18 protein-coding genes and 1 tRNA gene are annotated in these 18,757 nt (G+C 70.2%); 13 read left to right on the forward strand and 6 right to left on the reverse strand.

The features are described from left to right. The 9 genes from D8M34_RS19220 to D8M34_RS15985 all read left to right on the forward strand — a co-directional run. A partial coding sequence (locus D8M34_RS19220; RefSeq protein ID WP_126894481.1) for a hypothetical protein occupies positions 1-183 on the forward strand: 183 nt, incomplete at its 5' end. After that, positions 183-776: a recombination mediator RecR gene (gene recR / locus D8M34_RS15950; protein ID WP_025104255.1), complete on the forward strand. Its 594-nt coding sequence runs from the start codon at positions 183-185 to the stop codon at positions 774-776. The genes D8M34_RS19220 and recR, both read left to right, overlap by 1 nt. Further along, positions 773-1,687, forward strand: a complete 915-nt coding sequence (locus tag D8M34_RS15955; RefSeq protein ID WP_126894482.1) for a DMT family transporter — start codon at positions 773-775, stop codon at positions 1,685-1,687. Before recR ends, D8M34_RS15955 begins: the two co-directional genes overlap by 4 nt. An 81-nt stretch (positions 1,688-1,768) precedes the next feature. Further along, positions 1,769-3,049, forward strand: a complete 1,281-nt coding sequence (locus tag D8M34_RS15960) for an aspartate kinase (protein ID WP_025104257.1) — start codon at positions 1,769-1,771, stop codon at positions 3,047-3,049. Positions 3,050-3,400: 351 nt separating this feature from the next. Further along, complete coding sequence (locus tag D8M34_RS15965) at positions 3,401-4,471, forward strand: aspartate-semialdehyde dehydrogenase (RefSeq protein ID WP_062636204.1); 1,071 nt, start codon at positions 3,401-3,403, stop codon at positions 4,469-4,471. Between the two features lie 46 nt (positions 4,472-4,517). Continuing rightward, the gene (locus tag D8M34_RS15970) at positions 4,518-5,990 is read left to right on the forward strand and encodes a malate:quinone oxidoreductase (protein ID WP_126894483.1); all 1,473 of its coding nucleotides are present in this window, start codon (positions 4,518-4,520) and stop codon (positions 5,988-5,990) included. A gap of 9 nt (positions 5,991-5,999) precedes the next feature. After that, the gene (locus D8M34_RS15975; RefSeq protein WP_062636208.1) at positions 6,000-6,653 is read left to right on the forward strand and encodes a thymidine kinase; all 654 of its coding nucleotides are present in this window, start codon (positions 6,000-6,002) and stop codon (positions 6,651-6,653) included. Between the two features lie 154 nt (positions 6,654-6,807). Then, positions 6,808-7,530, forward strand: coding sequence for a FadR/GntR family transcriptional regulator (locus D8M34_RS15980; RefSeq protein WP_126894484.1), 723 nt, complete (start codon positions 6,808-6,810; stop codon positions 7,528-7,530). A gap of 10 nt (positions 7,531-7,540) precedes the next feature. Further along, positions 7,541-8,818 (forward strand): alpha-hydroxy acid oxidase, encoded by a 1,278-nt coding sequence (locus D8M34_RS15985; protein WP_025104262.1) that lies wholly within the window; start codon positions 7,541-7,543, stop codon positions 8,816-8,818. An 85-nt stretch (positions 8,819-8,903) separates the two neighbouring features. Here the strand turns inward: D8M34_RS15985 and D8M34_RS15990 are convergent, their stop codons facing one another. The 5 genes from D8M34_RS15990 to D8M34_RS16010 all read right to left on the reverse strand — a co-directional run bounded on the left by D8M34_RS15990 (position 8,904) and on the right by D8M34_RS16010 (position 13,902). Then, positions 8,904-9,671: an HAD-IIB family hydrolase gene (locus tag D8M34_RS15990; RefSeq protein WP_126894485.1), complete on the reverse strand. Its 768-nt coding sequence runs from the start codon at positions 9,669-9,671 to the stop codon at positions 8,904-8,906. After that, positions 9,668-10,144 carry a VanZ family protein gene (locus tag D8M34_RS15995; RefSeq protein WP_126894486.1) on the reverse strand — a complete coding sequence of 159 codons (477 nt, stop codon included), beginning with the start codon at positions 10,142-10,144 and terminating at the stop codon, positions 9,668-9,670. Before D8M34_RS15995 ends, D8M34_RS15990 begins: the two co-directional genes overlap by 4 nt. Before the next feature lie 68 nt (positions 10,145-10,212). After that, positions 10,213-10,289: transfer RNA gene (locus D8M34_RS16000), tRNA-Pro, on the reverse strand. 119 nt (positions 10,290-10,408) lie between these two features. Then, entirely contained in the window at positions 10,409-11,350 is a 942-nt protein-coding gene (locus D8M34_RS16005; protein WP_126894487.1) for a metallophosphoesterase, read from the reverse strand. Next, entirely contained in the window at positions 11,341-13,902 is a 2,562-nt protein-coding gene (locus tag D8M34_RS16010) for a transglycosylase domain-containing protein (protein WP_025104266.1), read from the reverse strand. The genes D8M34_RS16005 and D8M34_RS16010 overlap by 10 nt, the downstream gene beginning before the upstream one ends. A gap of 89 nt (positions 13,903-13,991) precedes the next feature. Here D8M34_RS16010 and D8M34_RS16015 point away from each other — a divergent pair, with 89 nt between their 5' ends. Next, a complete protein-coding gene (locus D8M34_RS16015; protein ID WP_126894488.1) occupies positions 13,992-14,213 on the forward strand; it encodes a hypothetical protein in 222 nt (73 codons plus the stop codon). Continuing rightward, positions 14,210-14,668 (forward strand): RidA family protein, encoded by a 459-nt coding sequence (locus D8M34_RS16020; RefSeq protein ID WP_025104268.1) that lies wholly within the window; start codon positions 14,210-14,212, stop codon positions 14,666-14,668. The genes D8M34_RS16015 and D8M34_RS16020 overlap by 4 nt, the downstream gene beginning before the upstream one ends. 98 nt (positions 14,669-14,766) lie before the next feature. Here D8M34_RS16020 and acs read toward each other — a convergent pair whose 3' ends face one another. Continuing rightward, a complete protein-coding gene (gene acs, locus D8M34_RS16025; RefSeq protein ID WP_126894489.1) occupies positions 14,767-16,734 on the reverse strand; it encodes an acetate--CoA ligase in 1,968 nt (655 codons plus the stop codon). Positions 16,735-17,134: 400 nt separating this feature from the next. Here acs and D8M34_RS16030 point away from each other — a divergent pair, with 400 nt between their 5' ends. Together D8M34_RS16030 and D8M34_RS16035 are read left to right on the forward strand one after the other, a co-directional pair. Then, the gene (locus D8M34_RS16030) at positions 17,135-18,139 is read left to right on the forward strand and encodes a TadA family conjugal transfer-associated ATPase (protein ID WP_126894490.1); all 1,005 of its coding nucleotides are present in this window, start codon (positions 17,135-17,137) and stop codon (positions 18,137-18,139) included. Then, positions 18,133-18,757, forward strand: a 625-nt coding sequence (locus D8M34_RS16035) for a type II secretion system F family protein (protein WP_126894491.1), incomplete at its 3' end; no start/stop codon positions are given. The genes D8M34_RS16030 and D8M34_RS16035, both read left to right, overlap by 7 nt.

Below are 18,757 nucleotides of genomic sequence, written 5' to 3' on the forward strand. Positions count from 1 at the left end.
ACTCCGGCGGCGGCCCCGAAGGCGGCCGCCCGCGCGGCCCCCGCGGCCGCTCCACCGGTCGTCGTCGAGCGCACCCCTGCCGCCGGCGGCGTGCAGCGCTACGGAGAGGCCGTGATCCGCCAGGTGCTCGGCGCGACGTTCCTTCGCGAAGAGCCCTACGAGCCCCCCACGAGGTTCTCCTGATGTACGACGGCATCGTCCAAGAGCTGATCGACGAGTTCGGCCGCCTTCCCGGCATCGGCCCGAAGTCGGCGCAGCGCATCGCGTTCCACATCCTGCAGACGCCGACGTTCGACGTCGCCCGTCTCGCCGAGCTGCTGACCGAGATCCGCATCCGGGTCCGCTTCTGCGAGATCTGCGGCAACGTCGCGGAGCAGGAACGCTGCGCGATCTGTCGCGACCCTCGCCGCAACCAGGCGCTGATCTGCGTGGTCGAGGACGCGAAGGACGTCGCGGCGATCGAGCGCACGCGGGAGTTCCGCGGCCTGTACCACGTGCTCGGCGGCGCGATCAGCCCCATCGCGGGCATCGGGCCGGACGACCTCCGGATCGCCCAGCTCATGACGAGGCTCGCCGACGGCACCGTGCAGGAGGTCATCATCGCCACGAACCCCAATCTGGAGGGGGAGGCGACGGCGAGCTACCTGAGCCGGCTCCTGACGACGATGCAGATCACGGTCTCGCGGCTCGCCTCGGGCCTCCCGGTCGGCGGCGACCTCGAGTACGCGGACGAGGTGACGCTCGGCCGGGCCTTCGAGGGCCGGCGCGTGCTGTGACCCCGCAGTCCGGCTTCTCCCGCCGGGGCTGGCTGCTCTTCGGGGCCATGGCCCTGCTCTGGGGCGTTCCCTACCTCTTCATCAGCGTGGCGGTGGATTCGATCTCCCCGCCCGCGATCGTGGCGGGACGGACGCTGATCGCGGCTCTCCTCCTGCTGCCGTTCGCCCTGCGCAGCGGCGCCCTTCGCGCGGCGCTCCGGCACTGGCCGTGGGTGCTGGCCTTCGGGGCGGTGGAGATGGCCGGACCGTTCCTCCTTCTCGGGCATGCCGAGATGACGCTGCCCTCCGGAATGACCGGACTCCTCGTCGCCACGGTGCCGCTGTTCGCCGCCCTCATCGCGCTGGGCGGCGGCGACCGTGGCGTGCTGCGTCCCGCCCGCGGCCTCGGCCTGCTCGTCGGCTTCGTCGGCGTCGCCATCGTCGTGGCGGGGCCCGGGCTCTTCGGGGGAGAGGTGAGCCTGCTCGCGGCCGGGGAGGTGCTGCTCGTCGCGGTGCTGTACGCGATCGCACCGTTCATCGTGGCGCGCAAGTTGAACGACGTGCCCTCGCTCGGCACGATCACGCTGTCCCTGCTCATGGTCGGCATCTTCTATCTCCCGATCGGTCTGCTCACGCAGCACGAGGTGCCCACGCTCCCGTCGATCGGTGCGCTGCTCGCCCTCGCCGTCATCTGCACGGCGCTGGCGTTCCTGGCCTTCTTCGCGCTGATCCGCGAGGTCGGACCGGTCAGGGCGCCGTTGTTCACCTACGTGAACCCGGTCGTGGCGATCGTGCTCGGCGCCATCGTGCTCGCCGAGCCCCTCACCCCGGGGCTCCTCCTCGGATTCCCGCTGATCATCGTCGGGTGCTGGTTCGCCGCCACCGGAGGGCGCCTGCGCCCGGTGACGCCCGTCCCGCCCGCCCCCGCCTGAGCCGTCACATGCGCGGGGCGGCATGCGCGCCGATCGTAGAATGACCGTGGGCGGATCCGCCCGACATCCCAGGGAGTGAACGTGGCCCTCATCGTGCAGAAGTACGGCGGCTCGTCCGTCGCCGACGCAGAGAGCATCAAGCGCGTCGCCAAGCGCATCGTCGACACGCGTCGCGCCGGTCACGACGTCGTCGTCGCCGTGAGCGCCATGGGCGACACGACCGATGAGCTGCTCGACCTCGCGAACGAGGTCGCGCCGATCCCGGCGCCGCGCGAGCTCGACATGCTCCTCTCCAGCGGCGAGCGGATCTCGATGGCGCTGCTGGCGATGGCGATCCACTCCATGGGCTTCGAAGCGCGGTCGTTCACCGGCAGCCAGGCCGGCATGATCACCGACTCGCAGCACGGCGCGGCGCGCATCGTCGACGTCACGCCCGTGCGACTCCGCGAGGCGCTCGACGAGGGCGCCATCGTCATCGTCGCCGGCTTCCAGGGGTTCAACCGCGACACCCGCGACATCACCACGCTCGGCCGCGGCGGGTCGGACACGACGGCCGTCGCACTGGCGGCGGCACTGTCGGCCGACGTCTGCGAGATCTACAGCGACGTGGACGGCATCTTCACCGCCGACCCGCGCGTGATTCCGAAGGCGCAGAAGCTCGACCACGTCTCCAGCGAGGAGATGCTGGAGCTCGCCGCCAACGGCGCCAAGGTCCTCTACATCCGTGCCGTGGAGTACGCCCGCCGGCACGGTGTCCTCATCCACGCCCGGTCGACGTTCTCGTCGGCCGAGGGCACATACGTTCTGGGCGAGGGCATGAAGAACCCTCGCGAAGCCGAGGGAGCAGTCATGGAAGAACCGATCGTCGCCGGCGTCGCCACCGACTTCAGCCAGGCCAAGATCACCGTCGCCGGGGTGCCCGACGTCCCGGGCAAGGCCGCCGAGATCTTCAAGATCGTCGCGAAGTCCGGCGCCAACGTCGACATGATCGTGCAGAACGTCTCCGCCACCGGGCGCACGGACATCTCGTTCACGGTCCCCAAGGCCGACGCCGCTGCCGCGCTCAAGGCCCTCGCCGGCGAGCAGACCGAGGTCGGCTTCCAGAACCTCATCCACGACGACCAGATCGGCAAGCTCTCCGTGGTCGGCGCGGGGATGCGCACGCACTCCGGTGTCTCGGCGACCCTGTTCGAGGCCCTGTCCGCCGGCGGCATCAACATCGAGATGATCTCCACGTCGGAGATCCGCATCTCGGTCGTGCTCCGCGACACCGACCTCACCGAGGCTGCCCGCACCGTGCACACCGCCTACGGTCTCGACGGCGACGCGGAGGCCACGGTCCACGCCGGCACCGGCCGCTGACTCCACGCCAGCGCGCCACGCCAGCTCAGGCGTTCGCGCTAACTCAGGCGGCCCTGTCCGCGCGTGCCTGTTGTCCCGCGTTCGCCTGTTCTCGCGGGACTGCCTGTTCTCCCGGGCCCGCGTCAGCTCAGGCGTTCGCGCTAACTCAGGCGGCCCTGTCCGCGCGTGCCTGTTGTCCCGCGTTCGCCTGATGTACCGGGGGCGCGTGCCTTCGTGAAACGGACGGGCTTCGGGGTGGTCGTGGCGCGATAGACTCGCGGAAACCCTGACACCGGCGCCAGGCGCAGCATCAGCATCCCGACGCCGCGCCCGAAGCCTCGTACGCCGTACCGCACGAAGCCAAGGAAAATCATGACCCGCATCTCCGAATCAGGACTCTCCGTCGCCATCGTCGGCGCCACCGGCCAGGTGGGCACCGTGATGCGCGAGATTCTCGCGGAGCGTTCGTTCCCGATCCGCGAGCTGCGGCTGTTCTCGTCGGCGCGTTCCGCGGGCACGGCGATCGAGTTCGGCGGACAGACGGTGATCGTCGAGGACGTCGAGGCCGCCGACCCGTCCGGGATCGACATCGCGCTGTTCTCCGCCGGTGCCACCGCCAGCCGCGCCTACGCCCCCCGCTTCGCCGAGGCCGGCGCCGTGGTCGTCGACAACTCCAGCGCCTGGCGCATGGACCCCGAGGTCCCCCTCGTCGTCAGCGAGGTCAACCCGCACGCGATCGACGACCGGCCCAAGGGCATCATCGCGAACCCGAACTGCACCACGATGGCGGCGATGCCGGTGCTGAAGGTCCTCGACGCCGAGGCCGGCCTGGAGCGCCTGATCGTGTCGACCTACCAGGCGGTGTCCGGCTCCGGACTCGCCGGCGCCCAGGAGCTGCTCGGCCAGGTCGAGGGCGTGCTCGCGCAGGGCGACACCCTCCGCCTCGTGCACGACGGCTCCGCGGTCGACTTCCCCGAGCCCGAGAAGTACGTCGCGCCGATCGCCTTCGACGTGATCCCGTTCGCGGGGAACCTCGTGGACGACGGGGACAACGAGACCGACGAGGAGAAGAAGCTCCGCAACGAGAGCCGGAAGATCCTCGAGCTGCCCGACCTCCGCGTCGCCGGTACCTGCGTCCGCGTGCCGGTGTTCACGGGCCACTCGCTGTCGATCCACGCCGAGTTCTCCCGCGACCTGACGCCCGAGCGCGCCAGGGAGGTGCTGAGCGCGGCGCCGGGCGTCGTGCTCGACGAGGTGCCGACCCCGCTGCAGGCCGCGGGCAAGGACCCGAGCTTCGTGGGCCGCATCCGTGCCGACCAGTCGGCTCCGGAGGGCAAGGGGCTCGTGCTCTTCATCAGCAACGACAACCTCCGCAAGGGGGCGGCGTTGAACGCGGTGCAGATCGCCGAAGTGCTCGCCGAGCGCCTCGCCCCGGTGTCCTGACCGCCCGGTGGTCGGCGGGGTCCTGCCCGCGAACTAGACTGTTCGGGTGACTGAAAACGTCGATGTCGTCCTGATCGGCGGTGGCATCATGAGCGCCACCCTGGGTACCCTGCTGCACGAGCTGCAGCCGGACTGGAAGATCGTCGCCTTCGAGCGGCTGTCGGACGTGGCGCAGGAGAGCTCGAACCCCTGGAACAACGCCGGGACCGGGCATGCCGCCCTGTGCGAGCTGAACTACATGCCGCAGCAGGGCGACGCTCCGCTCGACCCCGCCAAGGCGATCTCGATCAACGAGCAGTTCCAGCAGAGCCGCCAGTTCTGGTCCTCCCTCGTCGAGAAGGGCGTGCTGGACGAGCCGTCGACCTTCATCAACGCGACGCCGCACATGACGTTCGTGCGGGGTGAGAAGGACGTGGCCTACCTCAAGAAGCGCTATGAGGTGCTCAAGGAGCAGCCGCTGTTCGCCGGCATCGAGTACAGCGAAGACTCCCGCGTCATCAACCAGTGGGCGCCGCTGCTCATGCAGAAGCGGCGGAAGGGCGAGCCGTTCGCGGCCACCCGGGTGCCCGCCGGCACCGACGTCGACTTCGGCGCGCTCACGCATCAGCTCTTCGATCACCTGCGTGACTCGGGCGTCGCCGTGCGCACGAACCACGAGGTCAAGTCGCTCAAGCGTCAGAAGGACGGCACCTGGCTCATCAAGTACCGCACGACGGTCGGCCGCACCCCGAACGAGATCAAGGCGAAGTTCGTGTTCGTCGGGGCCGGGGGCTGGGCGCTGAAGCTCCTGCAGAATTCCGGCATCCCTGAGATCAAGGGCTACGGCGTCTTCCCGATCGGCGGCCAGTTCCTCAAGACGACGAACCCGAAGATCGTCGCGCAGCACAAGGCGAAGGTCTACTCGCAGGCCTCGGTCGGCGCGCCGCCGATGTCGGTCCCGCACCTCGACACGCGTGTCGTCGACGGCGAGGCATCGCTGATGTTCGGGCCGTTCGCGACGTTCAGCCCGAAGTTCCTCAAGAACGGCTCGATGCTCGACATCGTCACGCAGGTCCGGCCGCACAACCTCTGGCCGATGCTGCGGGTCGCCTTCGCCAATCCCGACCTCATCACGTACCTCATCAGCGAGCTGATGAAGAACCACCGCAAGAAGGTCGACAGCCTCCGCACGTTCATGCCGACGGCCAAGGACGAGGACTGGACGCTCATCGACGCCGGTCAGCGCGCTCAGGTCATGAAGAAGGACCCGAAGAAGGGCGGCGTGCTGCAGTTCGGCACCGAGGTGGTCGTCTCGGGCGACGGCTCGATCGCCGGTCTCCTCGGTGCATCCCCCGGGGCTTCGACCGCCGTGCCGATCATGCTCGACCTGCTGAAGAAGTGCTTCCCCGGCGAGTACCCGGGGTGGGAGTCGCAGCTGCGTGAGCTCATCCCCACCTTCGGCCGGAAGCTCAACGGCGACGCGGAGCTCGCGGAGGAGTCGACCGCCGCGACTGCCGCCGTCCTCGGCATCAACGTCTGACCTGGGCCCGTGGCGAAGCTCTACTTCCGCTACGGCGCGATGAACTCGGGCAAGTCGACCGCTCTGCTGCAGGTCGCCTACAACTACGAGGAGCGCGGCCAGCACGTGCTCCTCGCCAAGCCCGCGATCGACACCAAGGGCGCGGGGCAGATCGAGAGTCGCCTCGGCGTCACGCGGCCGGTCGACTTCCTCGTCGGTCCGGACGATGACGTGCGCGCGCTCTTCGCGGTCCACCGCGAGCGGATGCAGCGGTCCACGGAGGAGGAGCTCCTCCCGACCGGCCCGATCGACGTCGCCTGTCTCCTCATCGACGAGGCGCAGTTCCTCACGCCGACACAGATCGACGACCTGTTCCGCATCGCGGTGGAGGACGGCATCCCGGTGATGGCCTACGGCATCCGCAACGACTTCCGCACTCACGCGTTCCCCGGCTCCGCCCGGCTCCTGGCCATCGCGCACTCCCTGGAGGAGCTCAAGACCATCTGCCGCTGCGGGCGCAAGGCGGTGTTCAACGGCCGCGTGGTCGGCGGCCGCTTCGTGTTCGACGGCGACCAGGTCGCGATCGACGAGGGCGCCGACGGTTCCGCCTCGCCCGAGCTCACGACCTACGAGTCGCTGTGTGGCACCTGCTATCTGGAGGAGTCCGGCGGCCGTCTCGGCTGACCCGCCGACCCACCCCCTTCCGGTCGCCCCACCCCTCTGCGTGCGTACGCACCGGGCCGGGACGCACGAATAGGGGTGGGTCGCGCGCGCCGCATCACCGCATTGCGTGGTCTGACCACACGCGCTAACCTGTGGTCTGACCACAGGAGGCGGGATGACGGAGCAGCCGGCGCGGGCATGGCGACTCGTGCTCGAGCACATCGAGCGTGACCTGCTCGACGGTCGTCTCGGCCCGGGGGACAGGCTGCCGTCCGAACGGGACCTCGCGAGCGACCTCGGCGTCGGGCGGTCGAGTGTGCGAGAGGCGTTCCGGGTGCTCGAGGTGCTCGGCCTCATCCGCACCGCAACCGGCTCCGGGCCGCAGGCGGGCGCCATCGTCATCGCGACCCCCACCGGCGGGATGTCGGCGCTCCTGCGGCTCCAGGTGGCCGCGCAGGGCTTCCCGCTCGATGACGTCGTCCGCACGCGACTCGTGCTCGAGGACGCGGTCGTCGACGCCATGGCATCGGCCGCCCACCGGGACACCGTCCGGGCGCACGAGCTGCTCACGGCCATGGACGACGGCGCCCTCACTCCGGCCGAGTTCCTGGCCCTCGACGCGCAGCTGCACCTCTCCCTCGCGGAGGGCAGCGGCAACACCGTCATCGCGGCGATGATGGCGGGCCTCCGCTCCGCCATCGAGTCGTACGTGCTCGCGGGCGCGGCGACCGTCAACGACTGGGACCGCATGGCCGACCGCCTGCGGTCCGAGCACCGTGCACTGGTCGCGGCGATCGACGCGGGCGAGGTCGACACCGCCCGGCGCCTGGTCCGCGCCCACATCACCGGCTACTACACCGCCGCGGGCCTCACCCGCGCTATCACCCCGCAGAACTGAGAGGCAGAACATGGTCCAGCGCCAGCTCCCCAACCCCGCCGAGCTGTTGGAGCTCATGAAGTTCAAGAAGCCCGAGCTCGACGGGCGCAAGCGCCGTCTCGACGCCGCGCTCACCATCGACGATCTGCGCACGATCGCCAAGCGCCGCACACCGAAGGCCGCCTTCGACTACACGGACGGCGCGGCCGAGGGCGAGCTCTCGCTGAGCCGCGCCCGTCAGGCGTTCCAGGACGTGGAGTTCCACCCCGGCATCCTCAAGCCGGCGCCGGACGTCGACACGGCCGTCGAGATCCTCGGCGGTCCGTCCGCGCTCCCGTTCGGCATCGCGCCGACCGGCTTCACCCGGCTCATGCAGACCGAGGGCGAGGTCGCGGGTGCCGGAGCCGCGGCCGCCGCGGGCATCCCGTTCACGCTGTCCACCCTCGGGACCACCTCGATCGAGGACGTCAAGGCGGCGACGGTCCGGGAGCCGCAGGGCCCCGTGCCCGGTCGGAACTGGTTCCAGCTCTACGTCATGCGCGACCGCGAGATCTCGTACGAGCTCGCCCGCCGCGCCGCCGCCGCGGGCTTCGACACCCTGCAGTTCACCGTCGACACACCGGTCGCCGGCGCCCGTCTCCGCGACAAGCGCAACGGCTTCAGCATCCCGCCGCAGCTCACCCTCGGCACGATCATCAACGCCATCCCGCGGCCCTGGTGGTGGTTCGACTTCCTGACCACCCCGAAGCTGGAGTTCGCGTCGCTGAGCACGACCGGCGGCACCGTGGGCGAGCTCCTCGACGCGGCGATGGACCCGACGATCAGCTACGACGACCTCGCCGTCATCCGCGACATCTGGCCCGGCAAGATCGTCATCAAGGGCGTGCAGAACATCGAGGACTCCGTGCGCCTGCGGGACGCGGGTGTCGACGGCATCGTGCTGTCGAACCACGGCGGGCGCCAGCTCGACCGCGCCCCGATCCCGTTCCACCTCCTGCCCGAGGTCCGGCGTGCGGTCGGCGACGACTTCACGGTCATGATCGACACCGGCATCATGAACGGCGCCGACATCGTGGCGTCCGTCGCGCTCGGTGCCGACTTCACGCTGATCGGCCGTGCGTACCTCTACGGCCTGATGGCGGGAGGTCGTCAGGGCGTCGACCGCACGATCGCCATCCTGCGCGGCGAGATCGAGCGCACGATGCGGCTGCTGGGCGTGGCCTCGCTCGCGGAGCTCGAGCCCGGGCACGTGACCCAGCTCACCCGTCTGGTGCCCGTCTCCCGCGCGGCCGGCGTCGAGGTGCACTGACCCCTCTGCACGACCAGACCACGCCTGCACGACGGATTCGATCCTCCCGTCGTGCAGGCGGGTCGACGTCGTGCGAACCTGCGCGTCAGACCCGGGTGGAGAGGGTCGGCAGGAGAGCCTCGAGGCGGGCCGCCGTGTCCTCCCAGCCCTCGACGGCCACCGACGGCACGCCCAGCGCGAGGACGGGGTAGTCGTTGCCGCCCTCGTCGAGACGGTCGCCGTAGAACAGCATCGCCGTGAGCTCGATCCCGGTGTGCGTGGCGAGCTGTCGCATGCCGAACGCCTTGTCGATGCCGGCGCGGGTGATGTCGATGGAGGTCGAGCCGCCGGAGCGCACCTCGAGGCCAGGAAGCCGCGCGGCGACGGCATCGCGCAGGGCGCCGCGCTTCGCGCCGGTCGGATCCCAGGCGTGCTTGGCGTCACGCGGTGCCTGCTGGCCGAGGGCCGAGAACGTAATCTGCGAGCCGCGGTCCTCGAGGATCTCGCCCCAGGGCTCGGCCTCCCAGAGCCCGAGGCGCTCCGCCTCCTCGCGGAGGGCCGTGAGGGCGGCGGACTTCTCCTCGTCGCTCAGATCGTGGGCGTACACGGCTACGAAGTCGCTGCCGTCATGCCGCAGGTATCGCGTGCCGCACGTCGGAAGCAGGTGCAGGCGGGCGAGCGCCTCCGGGTCGGCGTCCGCGAGCTGCGCGACGACCTGCGTGCGGAACTGCGCCTCGTTGCCCCCGGAGATGATGGCGACGTCGACGGATCGGAGCAGCTCGTTCAGGAGCGCGGCGATCCGCGGGTCGATCGTGCCCTTGGACGGCGCGAGCGTGTCATCGAGGTCGAAGGCGACGAGAGAGGGCGATGTCATGATGCCTCCACTGTAGGTGTTCGCGGCCGGGAGGAGGGTGTGGTGGCGAGCAGCGTGCAGAACACCGCGATGACGATGCCGATCGTCGCCCCAGTGGAGTTGGCCAGCACGTCGCTCACGGTCGCGGCGCGGTGGGGGAGTGCCAGGTACTGCGCCGTCTCGATCACAAGCGAGAGGGTCGGGCCCACGAGCAGCGACAGCGGCCAGAGCCGACGGGGAAGGAGCAGGAACGCGAGGATGCCGACGGGGACGAAGACGATGACGTTCGCGAGGATCTCGAGGCGCGTGAAGTCGAGGCCCGTCCAGCCGACGCGGTGGAGTGCGCCGAGGGCGAGGTCCACCACGGAGGGCATCGTCTGCTCCACCCGCGCGGGCGTGAGCGTGAGGAACGCGATGCCGGCGAGGAACGGCAGCCCGAGAGCGAGCGCCCAGATGCGCGTCGAACGACGCGGCGGCGGCAGGAGCCTCCCCATGCGTTCCCCTCTCGCACGACATCCCGATACAGAGAAGGCCGCCCCTGCGGGCGGCCTTCTCGTGTCACTGGTCGGGGTGACAGGATTTGAACCTGCGACCTCTTCGTCCCGAACGAAGCGCGCTACCAAGCTGCGCCACACCCCGTTTTGCAACCCTCCGAGTCTACAGCGAAATGCCTCCAGCACCGAATCGAGCGCGCACATCCGCGTGGCGCGCCGTGCGGGAGCCCTCGGCACGGGGATCCGCGCCCGTGTCGTACGGGCTCAGGCGCGCGGGGTCAGGGTGAGCAGCGTCGCCTCGGGGCGGCACGCGAAGCGCACGGGGGCGTAGATCGAGTGTCCGCAGCCGGCGCTCACGTTCAGCGGCGCCGAACGCCCGTCGTGCGTCCAGGTGCTCAGCCCCTTGGCCTGCTTGAGGGGGATGTCGCAGTTGGCGACGAGCGCGCCATACCCGGGGAGGCACACCTGGCCCCCGTGCGTGTGTCCGCCGAGGATCGCGTCCGCGCCGAGGTCGACGAAGCCGTTGAGCACCCGCTGATAGGGGGCGTGCGTCACCCCCAGCACGGGAGCACCGCCCGGGCGGGGACCGAGGCCGGCCAGGGCGTCGGGGAGCAGGTCCAGCCGATCCCAGTCGCGATGCGCGTCGTTCACGCCGAACAGGTCGACGGGCGCTCCGCGGACGGTCAGCCGAGCCGCGGCGTTGTTCAGATCGGCCCAGCCGAGCTCGTCCGTGAAGTAGTCGTCCATCGCGGCGGTGTCGAGCAGAGCCGGCTGTCGGATCTTCTGAGACGGGCCCGCGAAGTAGCGCAGCGGATTGCGCGGCGTGGGGACGTTGACGTCGTTCGACCCGTGCACGAACACACCGGGGATGCCGGCGAGGGGAGCGAAGGCGCGACGGATCCCCTGCAGCCCGTCCTCGTGACCGAGGTTGTCGCCGGTGTTGACGATGAGGTCGGGCTGAAGCTCGGCGAGCGAGGCGAGCCAGTCCTGCTTCCGACGCTGCCAGGGCGCCATGTGCGCATCGGACAGGTGCAGGATGCGCAGCGGCTCCGCGCCGGCGGGAAGGGCCTCCGCCGTCACCTCCCGCACGGTGAACAGGTAGCGCTCGATCCCGATGCCCCACACCGCGGCGGCCGCACCGACGGCCCCCACCGCGCCGAGCGCGATGAGGGCCGGGTGTGCCGCGCGGGGCGCGCCTACTTGCACGTCACCCTGATCGGCGTGGACTTCGTGGCCGCGGTGTTCGCGGCCGGGTCCGTCGAGGTCACCTTGGCATCGTCCGCGTTGCACGATCCGGCGCGCTCGACCGACGTGAAGCCGGCTGCGATCAGCGCGGCGTTCGCGGCGGTCGGAGACTGGCCGGTGACGTCGGGGACGGTCGCTCCGTCACCGTTGCTCGGCGAGATCGTGATGGTGGCGCCCGACGGAGCCTGACCACTGGGATCCTGCGCGACGACGATGTTGGTCGCCTTGTCGCTGTCGACGGGATCGCCCACCGAGACGGTGAACCCGGCACGCTCGAGGGTGGCCGTCGCCTCCTCCACCGTCTGTCCGACCACATCGGGCACGTCCACCCGGATCTGCCGGATGAGGTTGCCGTCGGGCTGTGGGAAGGCGTCGCCGCCGTAGACCATGTTGGCCGCGTGCTGAGCCGCCCTCGCCAGCGGATAGCGCACCTCGTTGAGGAGGTGGCTGCCGGTCCAGACGTTGAAGACGTTGTCGTGGTTGCCGTTCGACCGGCCGGCCCAGACCGCGGTCGCGACCTTGGTGCTCGACTCGATCATCATCGTCGACCAGAGGTCGTGGGTACCGGTCTTGCCGATCAGCGGCGTGCCGTCGAACGGGTTGGCCCTGGCACCGGTGCCTCCGCCGGCCATGACGCCCTGGAGCGCGTAGGCGGCGGTCGCGGCGACCTCCGGGGCGAGCACGCCCTCGGTGCACGAGGCCTTGGGAAGCTCGCGCTCCTTGCCCTCCGCGTCGATCACCTTGTCGATCGCGCGCGGCGTGCAGTACGTGCCGCCGCTCGCGACGGTGGCGTACGCGTTGGCCATCGCGATGGGGGAGATGTTCTTCGGGCCGAGCACGTCGTACGGCACGTTCTCCTCGGTGACCTTGTTGCCGTTGGCCAGCGTGACGCCCATCTTGTCGGCGACCTTGTTGATGTCGCAGACGTCGAGCTTGGCCGCCATCGCGAAGTAGCCACTGTTGAGCGACTGGGCCGTGAAGGTCATGGGGGTGCCGGGGTAGCCGCGGCTGCGGCCGAAGTTGCCGATCTCCGCCGTGTTCGTCGCCTGCGGGCTGCCGCAGACGGGGATCCGCAGATTGGTCTGCACGGTGCCGTTCAGGTTCTCCCGGACGGAGTGCCCCTTCTCGAGCCAGTCGATGAGGGTGAACAGCTTGTACGTCGATCCCACCTGGAAGCCGCCGGACTTGCCGTACTTCTGGTCACCGGCGAACACGAGGGAGGAGTACGCCTGATCGGTGGTCGGCGTCTCCGAGAACATCGTGTTCTGGGTGATCGAGAGGATGCGACCGGTGCCGACCTCGATGGAGACGCCCGCGGCGCCGAAGTACTTGTTGTCGAAGTTGGCCGGGACGACGTTGGCCATCTCCTCGGCGGCCGGGTCCTGCACCCGGAAGTCGAGCGACGTGTAGATCTTGAGGCCACCGCGGCGGAGCAGATCCCGACGGTCCTGGATGTCCTCGCCGAAGGCCTCGTCGTTCTCGATGATCGACTTCACGTACTGGCAGAAGTAGGCGTTGCGCCCGGCCGCCGCACAGCCCTGGACGGGAACGGTGATCGCCGGCTCGATCGCCGAGGCCATCGCCTCGTCGTACTGGGCCTGGGTGATCTTCTTGTCGGCGAGCATGCGCCCGAGGACGTAGTCACGACGGTCCTTGGCGTCCTTGTAGCCGTCCTCCGCGGAGTTGTGGGCGACGCCGTCCTTGGTCGTGTACGTGCCCTCCGGCTTGTCGATGCGGTAGGTGTTCGGGTTCTGCACGATGCCGGCGAGGGTCGCGGCCTGGGCGACGCTGAGCTTGCTGGCGGACGTGGAGAAGTAGTAGCGCGACGCGGCCTCGATGCCGTAGACCGTGCCGCCGAAGTTCGCGATGTTCAGGTAGCCGAGGAGGATCTCGTTCTTCGAGTAGTCCTTCTCGATCTGGATGGCGTAGCGCATCTCCTGGAGCTTGCGCTCGATGCCGTCGACGCCCGACGCGTTGGTGGCGTCCTGCCAGCACTGCTGCAGCTCGTCCGCGTAGGTCTCGGAGGCGGTGCTGACGTTCTGCTCGCACTGCTGGATGCGGACGTTCTTCACGAACTGCTGGCTGATGGTCGAGGCGCCACGGCTCGAGGTGCCGCGCACGTTGTCGACGAGGGCCTTCACCGTCGCGCCGAGGTTGACCCCGCCGTGGGTGTAGAAGTTCTTGTCCTCACTCGAGAGGATCGCGTCGTAGAGGACCGGCGAGACTTCCTCGTACTTCACCGGGACGCGGTTCTGCTCGTAGAACGACGCCAGCACGACCGGCTTGCCCTCGGGGTTCGTGGCGTAGATGGTCGACTGCTCCATGGGAGTGTCGACCTTCAGCACCTCGGGCAGCTCATCGAAGATGGTCAGCGCCGTGGTGCCGGCGACGCCGGTCATCGCGAGGACGGGGGTGACGCTGGCGGTGACCAGCAGACCGGCGATGGCGCTCAGTCCGACGAGCCCGACGAGACCGCCGAGCACGCCCTTCACCGTGCGGTTCTTTTGGGGCATACGCTTGATCGTAGGGGAGTTCCCTGAATACCGGCTTTGACGAGCGCGGCCCGGTCTGCCCTGGACGCGCCCTGATCGACAGGAGTGCCATGACCACGTGGGAGTACCTCACCACGCCGCTGCTGATCCACAACACCGCGGCCATCCTCAACAACTGGGGCAAGCAGGGCTGGGAGCTCGTCCAGGTGGTGCAGGGCCCCGAAGGCGGTCTGGTCGCCTACTTCAAGCGCCCCGTGACCACGGACGGCTCGACCAACGCCGGTCTCGCCGCCGCCGAGGCCTCGCGCCAGTTCGAGGGAGGCCAGGCATGAGCATCGCCGCCCGCCTCTCCGAGCTCGGCATCGAGCTGCCCGCCGTCGCCGCTCCGGTCGCCGCCTACGTGCCGGCCGTCGTGCACGGCGGCCTCGTCTACACGTCGGGCCAGCTCCCGTTCGTCGACGGCGCCCTCCCCGCGACCGGCAAGGTCGGCGCGGAGGTGTCCGCCGAGGATGCGAAGGCGTACGCGCGGACGTGCGCTCTGAACGCGCTGGCCGCCGCGGCCGACGTCGCGGGCGGCGTGGACCGCATCGCCGGCGTCGTCCGGGTCGGCGGCTTCGTCGGCTCGGCGGAGGGCTTCACCGGACAGCCCGGCGTCATCAACGGCGCGAGCGAGGTGCTCGGCGAGATCTTCGGCGAGGAGGGCCGGCACGCGCGTGCCGCCGTCGGCGTCGCGGAGCTCCCGCTCGGCAGCCCCGTCGAGGTCGAGGTCACGTTCCGCCTCGCATAGTTCCCGCGCCCGGCACGCCGAGACCCCGGGCACACGTCGAGACCCCCTGCTGCAGACGTCTGCAGCAGGGGGTCTCGACGTTAACCCGGGGTCTCGCGTTACTTGACCTGGGCGGAGATGATGCTCATCACGGCCGTGTCCGCGAGCGTCGTCGTGTCGCCGACCTCGCGACCCTCGGCCACGTCGCGGAGCAGGCGCCGCATGATCTTCCCGGAGCGGGTCTTCGGCAGCTCGCCGACGATGTAGACGTCACGCGGACGGGCGATCGCGCCGATCTGCTCGCCCACCCAGAGCCGCAGCTGCTGCGCGAGTCCCGCCGGGTCGTGCGCGGAGAGGTAGCTCTCCTTGATGATCACGAACGCCACGACCGCCTGACCCGTGGTCTCGTCCGAGGCGCCGACGACGGCGGCCTCCGCGGTGGCCTCGTGCGCGACGAGCGAGGACTCGATCTCCGCGGTCGACAGGCGGTGACCCGAGACGTTCATCACGTCGTCGACGCGTCCGAGCAGCCAGAGCTCGCCGTCCTCGTCGAGCCGCGCGCCGTCGCCGGCGAAGTAGTAGCCCTGCTTCTCGAACTTCTCCCAGTAGGTCTCGCGGAAGCGCTCCGGGTCGCCCCAGATGCCGCGCAGCATGCTCGGCCACGGTTCGGTGATGACGAGGAGCCCGCCGTTGCCGTTGCCGACCTCGACGCCCTGCTCGTCCACCACGTCGATCGAGATGCCGGGCAGCGGCACCTGGGCGGAGCCGGGCTTCGTCGCGGTGATGCCGGGGAGCGCCGACACCATGATCGCGCCGGTCTCGGTCTGCCACCACGTGTCGACGATCGGGGTCGTGCCGGCGCCGATGACCTCGCGGTACCACATCCAGGCCTCGGGGTTGATGGGCTCGCCCACTGAGCCGAGCACGCGCAGCGAGGACAGGTCGAACTTCTGCGGGACGCTGCGACCGATCTTCATGAACGAGCGGATCGCGGTCGGGGCCGTGTAGAAGATCGAGACCTTGTACTTCTCGATGAGCTCCCACCAGCGGCCGGGGTGCGGGGCGTCGGGCGTGCCTTCGTAGAGCACCTGGGTCGCGCCGTTCGCGAGCGGACCATAGGTGACGTAGCTGTGTCCGGTGATCCAGCCGATGTCGGCGGTGCACCAGTAGACGTCGGTCTCCGGCTTCAGGTCGAAGACGTTCTTGTGCGAGTACGCCGCCTGGGTGAGGTAGCCGCCGGAGGTGTGCAGGATGCCCTTCGGCTTCCCCGTCGTGCCCGAGGTGTACAGGATGAAGAGGGGGTTCTCGGCGGGGAACGCCTGCGCCGTGTGGTCGGCCGAGGCCGCGGGGACGACGTCGTGCCACCAGAGGTCGCGGCCTTCCGTCCACTCCACCTCGTTCTCGCCGCGCTTGACCACGAGCACGTGCTCGACGGTCTGCTGCTCGCCCTCGCCGCGGTCGGCCAGCGCCTGGTCCACCGCCGGCTTCAGCGCGGAGACGCGGCCCTTGCGGTACCCGCCGTCCGCGGTGATGACGAGCTTGGCGCCGGCGTCGTCGATCCGGGAGCGCAGGCTGTCCGCGCTGAACCCGCCGAAGACGACCGAGTGGATGGCGCCCACGCGCGCCACGGCGAGCATCGCGGCGATCGCCTCGGGGATCATCGGCAGATAGATCGCGACGCGGTCGCCCTGCCCGATGCCGAGACCCTCGAGCACGTTCGCGACGCGCTTGACCTCGTCCGTCAGCTCGGCGTAGGTGATGCGGCGGCTGTCGCCGGGCTCGCCCTCCCAGAAGAGCGCCACGCGGTCTCCGTTGCCGGCCTCGACGTGCCGGTCGAGGCAGTTGTAGGCCACGTTGAGCTCGCCGTCGTCGAACCACTTGGCGAAGGGCGGGTTGCTCCAGTCGAGGACCTGGGTGAAGGGCTTGTGCCAGTGCACGAGCTCGCGCGACTGATCGGCCCAGAAGCCCTCGCGATCCGCGGCGGCGCGCTCGTAGAGCTCTTTCGAGGCGACGGATTGGGCGGCGAACTCCTCCGACGGCGCGAAGCGCCGGGTCTCGTCGAGAAGGTGATCGATCTGACTGCTCATCGGCAGGCGCTCCTTTGCGGCGTTCGGGTCGTGCAGGCATGGCCGCAGGGGGAGTGCGACCAGGTCAGGGTGAATCTATCCCCGGCCCCCACCGTCGAATACTGCCGAAAGTCAGTAGTCGGGTGGGTTTTGTCAGGACGGTCGCCTTGCGTACACTCGACGACAGCCGAAATCTCATTCCGGCCTTGGCGTGCCCGATTCCCCCGATCGAGAGCCGCCGTGGGCGGCACCTCATTCCCCCCGTGAGGTGCCGCCCTTTCTCATGGGAGCGCTCCCGATTCGCGCTCGCTTCGCGATCGGCTCCTCCACTGCGGGAGACGGCGCCGGCTTGTGCACACGCGCCGCGGGAGCCCGGGCACCGCGCGGTCCAGGTGGGCGGCCTGCGGCCTACCGTCGCCGTATGCCTGACCGATTCGTCATCCAGCCGCGCTTGTCCGAGACGCGCGCGACGCCACGCTCGCCGCAGGAGGCTCTCCGGGGTGAGCCGGCTTTCGCCCCGCTCGCGCCGTTCATCGACGACGAGGTCACGGACGTGTTCCTGAACGGCGCGGACGCGCTGTTCGTGGACAGGGGGAGGGGCGCGGTACGTGTGCCGGAGTGGCGGGCGACGGAGCGGGAGGTCCGGGAGCTCGCCGTGGCGCTCGTCGCGATCGGCGGGCGACACCTCGACGATCAGACGCCGTGCGTCGACGTCCGCCTCGGGTCCGGGGTCCGGGTGCACGCCGCGCTGGCTCCGGTGTCGGCGCGAGGCACAGCCCTGTCGATCCGCGTCCCTCGCGTGCATGCCGCCGACCTCGATGCGCTCGCGGCGCGCGGAGCGTTCGATCCGCGCCAGCGGCGATGGCTCGGCGCGCTGGTCCGCGACCGGGCGAACCTCCTCCTCACCGGGGGCACGGGCTCCGGCAAGACGACGCTGCTGTCGGCCCTGCTGTCGGAGGTCCCGCCCGAGGAGCGCATCGTCACCATCGAAGACGTCGCGGAGCTGCGGCCCCGGCATCCGCACCATGTCGCTCTGGAGGCCCGGCAGGCCAACCTCGAAGGCGCCGGTGAGATCGATCTGGCGCGGCTGGTGCGGGAGTCCCTGCGCATGCGGCCCGACCGCCTCGTGGTGGGCGAATGCCGAGGAGTGGAGGTGCGGGAGCTGCTCACCGCGCTCAACACCGGGCACGACGGCGGCGCCGGCACTCTGCACGCCAGCGGTCTGGCCGACGTCCCCGCGCGGTTGGAGGCCCTGGGAGCGCTCGCCGACATGGACGCGGTGGCGCTCGCGCGTCAGGCGGTGAGTGCCTTCACCATCGTGTTGCACCTGGAGCGGGCTCGGGATGGCATCCGACGCATCGCGAAGGCCGGCCGTCTCGCGCTCGCGGGCGACCGCCTGACGATCGAGGAGGTCGAGCCGTGGTGACGCTCCGTGTGCCGCGTCCGGCGTCGGCGGCCGGTCCGCATGTCGCCGATTCCGTCCAGACGCTCGCGGTGCTCCTGCAGGCCGGGGCGATCCCCCTCGTCGCCTGGAGGCACCTCGCGGGCACGGGAGACCCCGCCGCGACGGCGGTGCTCGAACGAACGCGCGAGGGCATGCCGCTGGTGTCCGCGATCGAGGCGCAGGGTGGCATGTGGACGGAGCTGGCGGCGGCGTGGGAGGTCGCCACGACGGTGGGGGCACCGCTGGCCGACGTGCTCCGCACCATCGCCGAGGCGCTGCGCGATGCCGCGTCGGCGGCCGACGATGTCCGAGTGGCTCTCGCCGAGCCTGCGGGGACGGCGCGACTGCTGCTGTGGATGCCGCTGGCCGGTCTGCTGCTCGGCGCCGCGCTGGGATTCGACACCCTGGGCGCGATCATCGGTAACCCGCTCGGGGGCGTATGCGTCGTCGCGGGGCTGCTGCTGGTCGCGGCCGCTCGGCTCTGGATACGGCGGCTGCTGCGCCAAGCACGCCCAGCGCCGGGCACGCCGGGCATGGCCGCGGAACTCGTCGCGGTGGCGCTCGCCGGCGGCGCACCGATCGACCGCGCCGTCGCGCTCG

Origin of the sequence: Microbacterium sp. HSID17254 (assembly GCF_003989315.1) — a bacterium.
Taxonomy (GTDB): Bacteria; Actinomycetota; Actinomycetes; order Actinomycetales; family Microbacteriaceae; genus Microbacterium.

Coding starts and splice junctions, on each gene's coding strand:
- recR (WP_025104255.1), top strand. CDS start 183: ATGTACGACGGCATCGTCCAAGAGCTGATCGACGAGTTCGGCCGCCTT.
- D8M34_RS15965 (WP_062636204.1), top strand. CDS start 3,401: ATGACCCGCATCTCCGAATCAGGACTCTCCGTCGCCATCGTCGGCGCC.
- D8M34_RS15980 (WP_126894484.1), top strand. CDS start 6,808: ATGACGGAGCAGCCGGCGCGGGCATGGCGACTCGTGCTCGAGCACATC.
- D8M34_RS15985 (WP_025104262.1), top strand. CDS start 7,541: ATGGTCCAGCGCCAGCTCCCCAACCCCGCCGAGCTGTTGGAGCTCATG.
- D8M34_RS15990 (WP_126894485.1), bottom strand. CDS start 9,671: ATGACATCGCCCTCTCTCGTCGCCTTCGACCTCGATGACACGCTCGCG.
- D8M34_RS15995 (WP_126894486.1), bottom strand. CDS start 10,144: ATGGGGAGGCTCCTGCCGCCGCCGCGTCGTTCGACGCGCATCTGGGCG.
- D8M34_RS16010 (WP_025104266.1), bottom strand. CDS start 13,902: ATGCCCCAAAAGAACCGCACGGTGAAGGGCGTGCTCGGCGGTCTCGTC.
- D8M34_RS16015 (WP_126894488.1), top strand. CDS start 13,992: ATGACCACGTGGGAGTACCTCACCACGCCGCTGCTGATCCACAACACC.
- D8M34_RS16020 (WP_025104268.1), top strand. CDS start 14,210: ATGAGCATCGCCGCCCGCCTCTCCGAGCTCGGCATCGAGCTGCCCGCC.
- acs (WP_126894489.1), bottom strand. CDS start 16,734: ATGAGCAGTCAGATCGATCACCTTCTCGACGAGACCCGGCGCTTCGCG.
- D8M34_RS16030 (WP_126894490.1), top strand. CDS start 17,135: ATGCCTGACCGATTCGTCATCCAGCCGCGCTTGTCCGAGACGCGCGCG.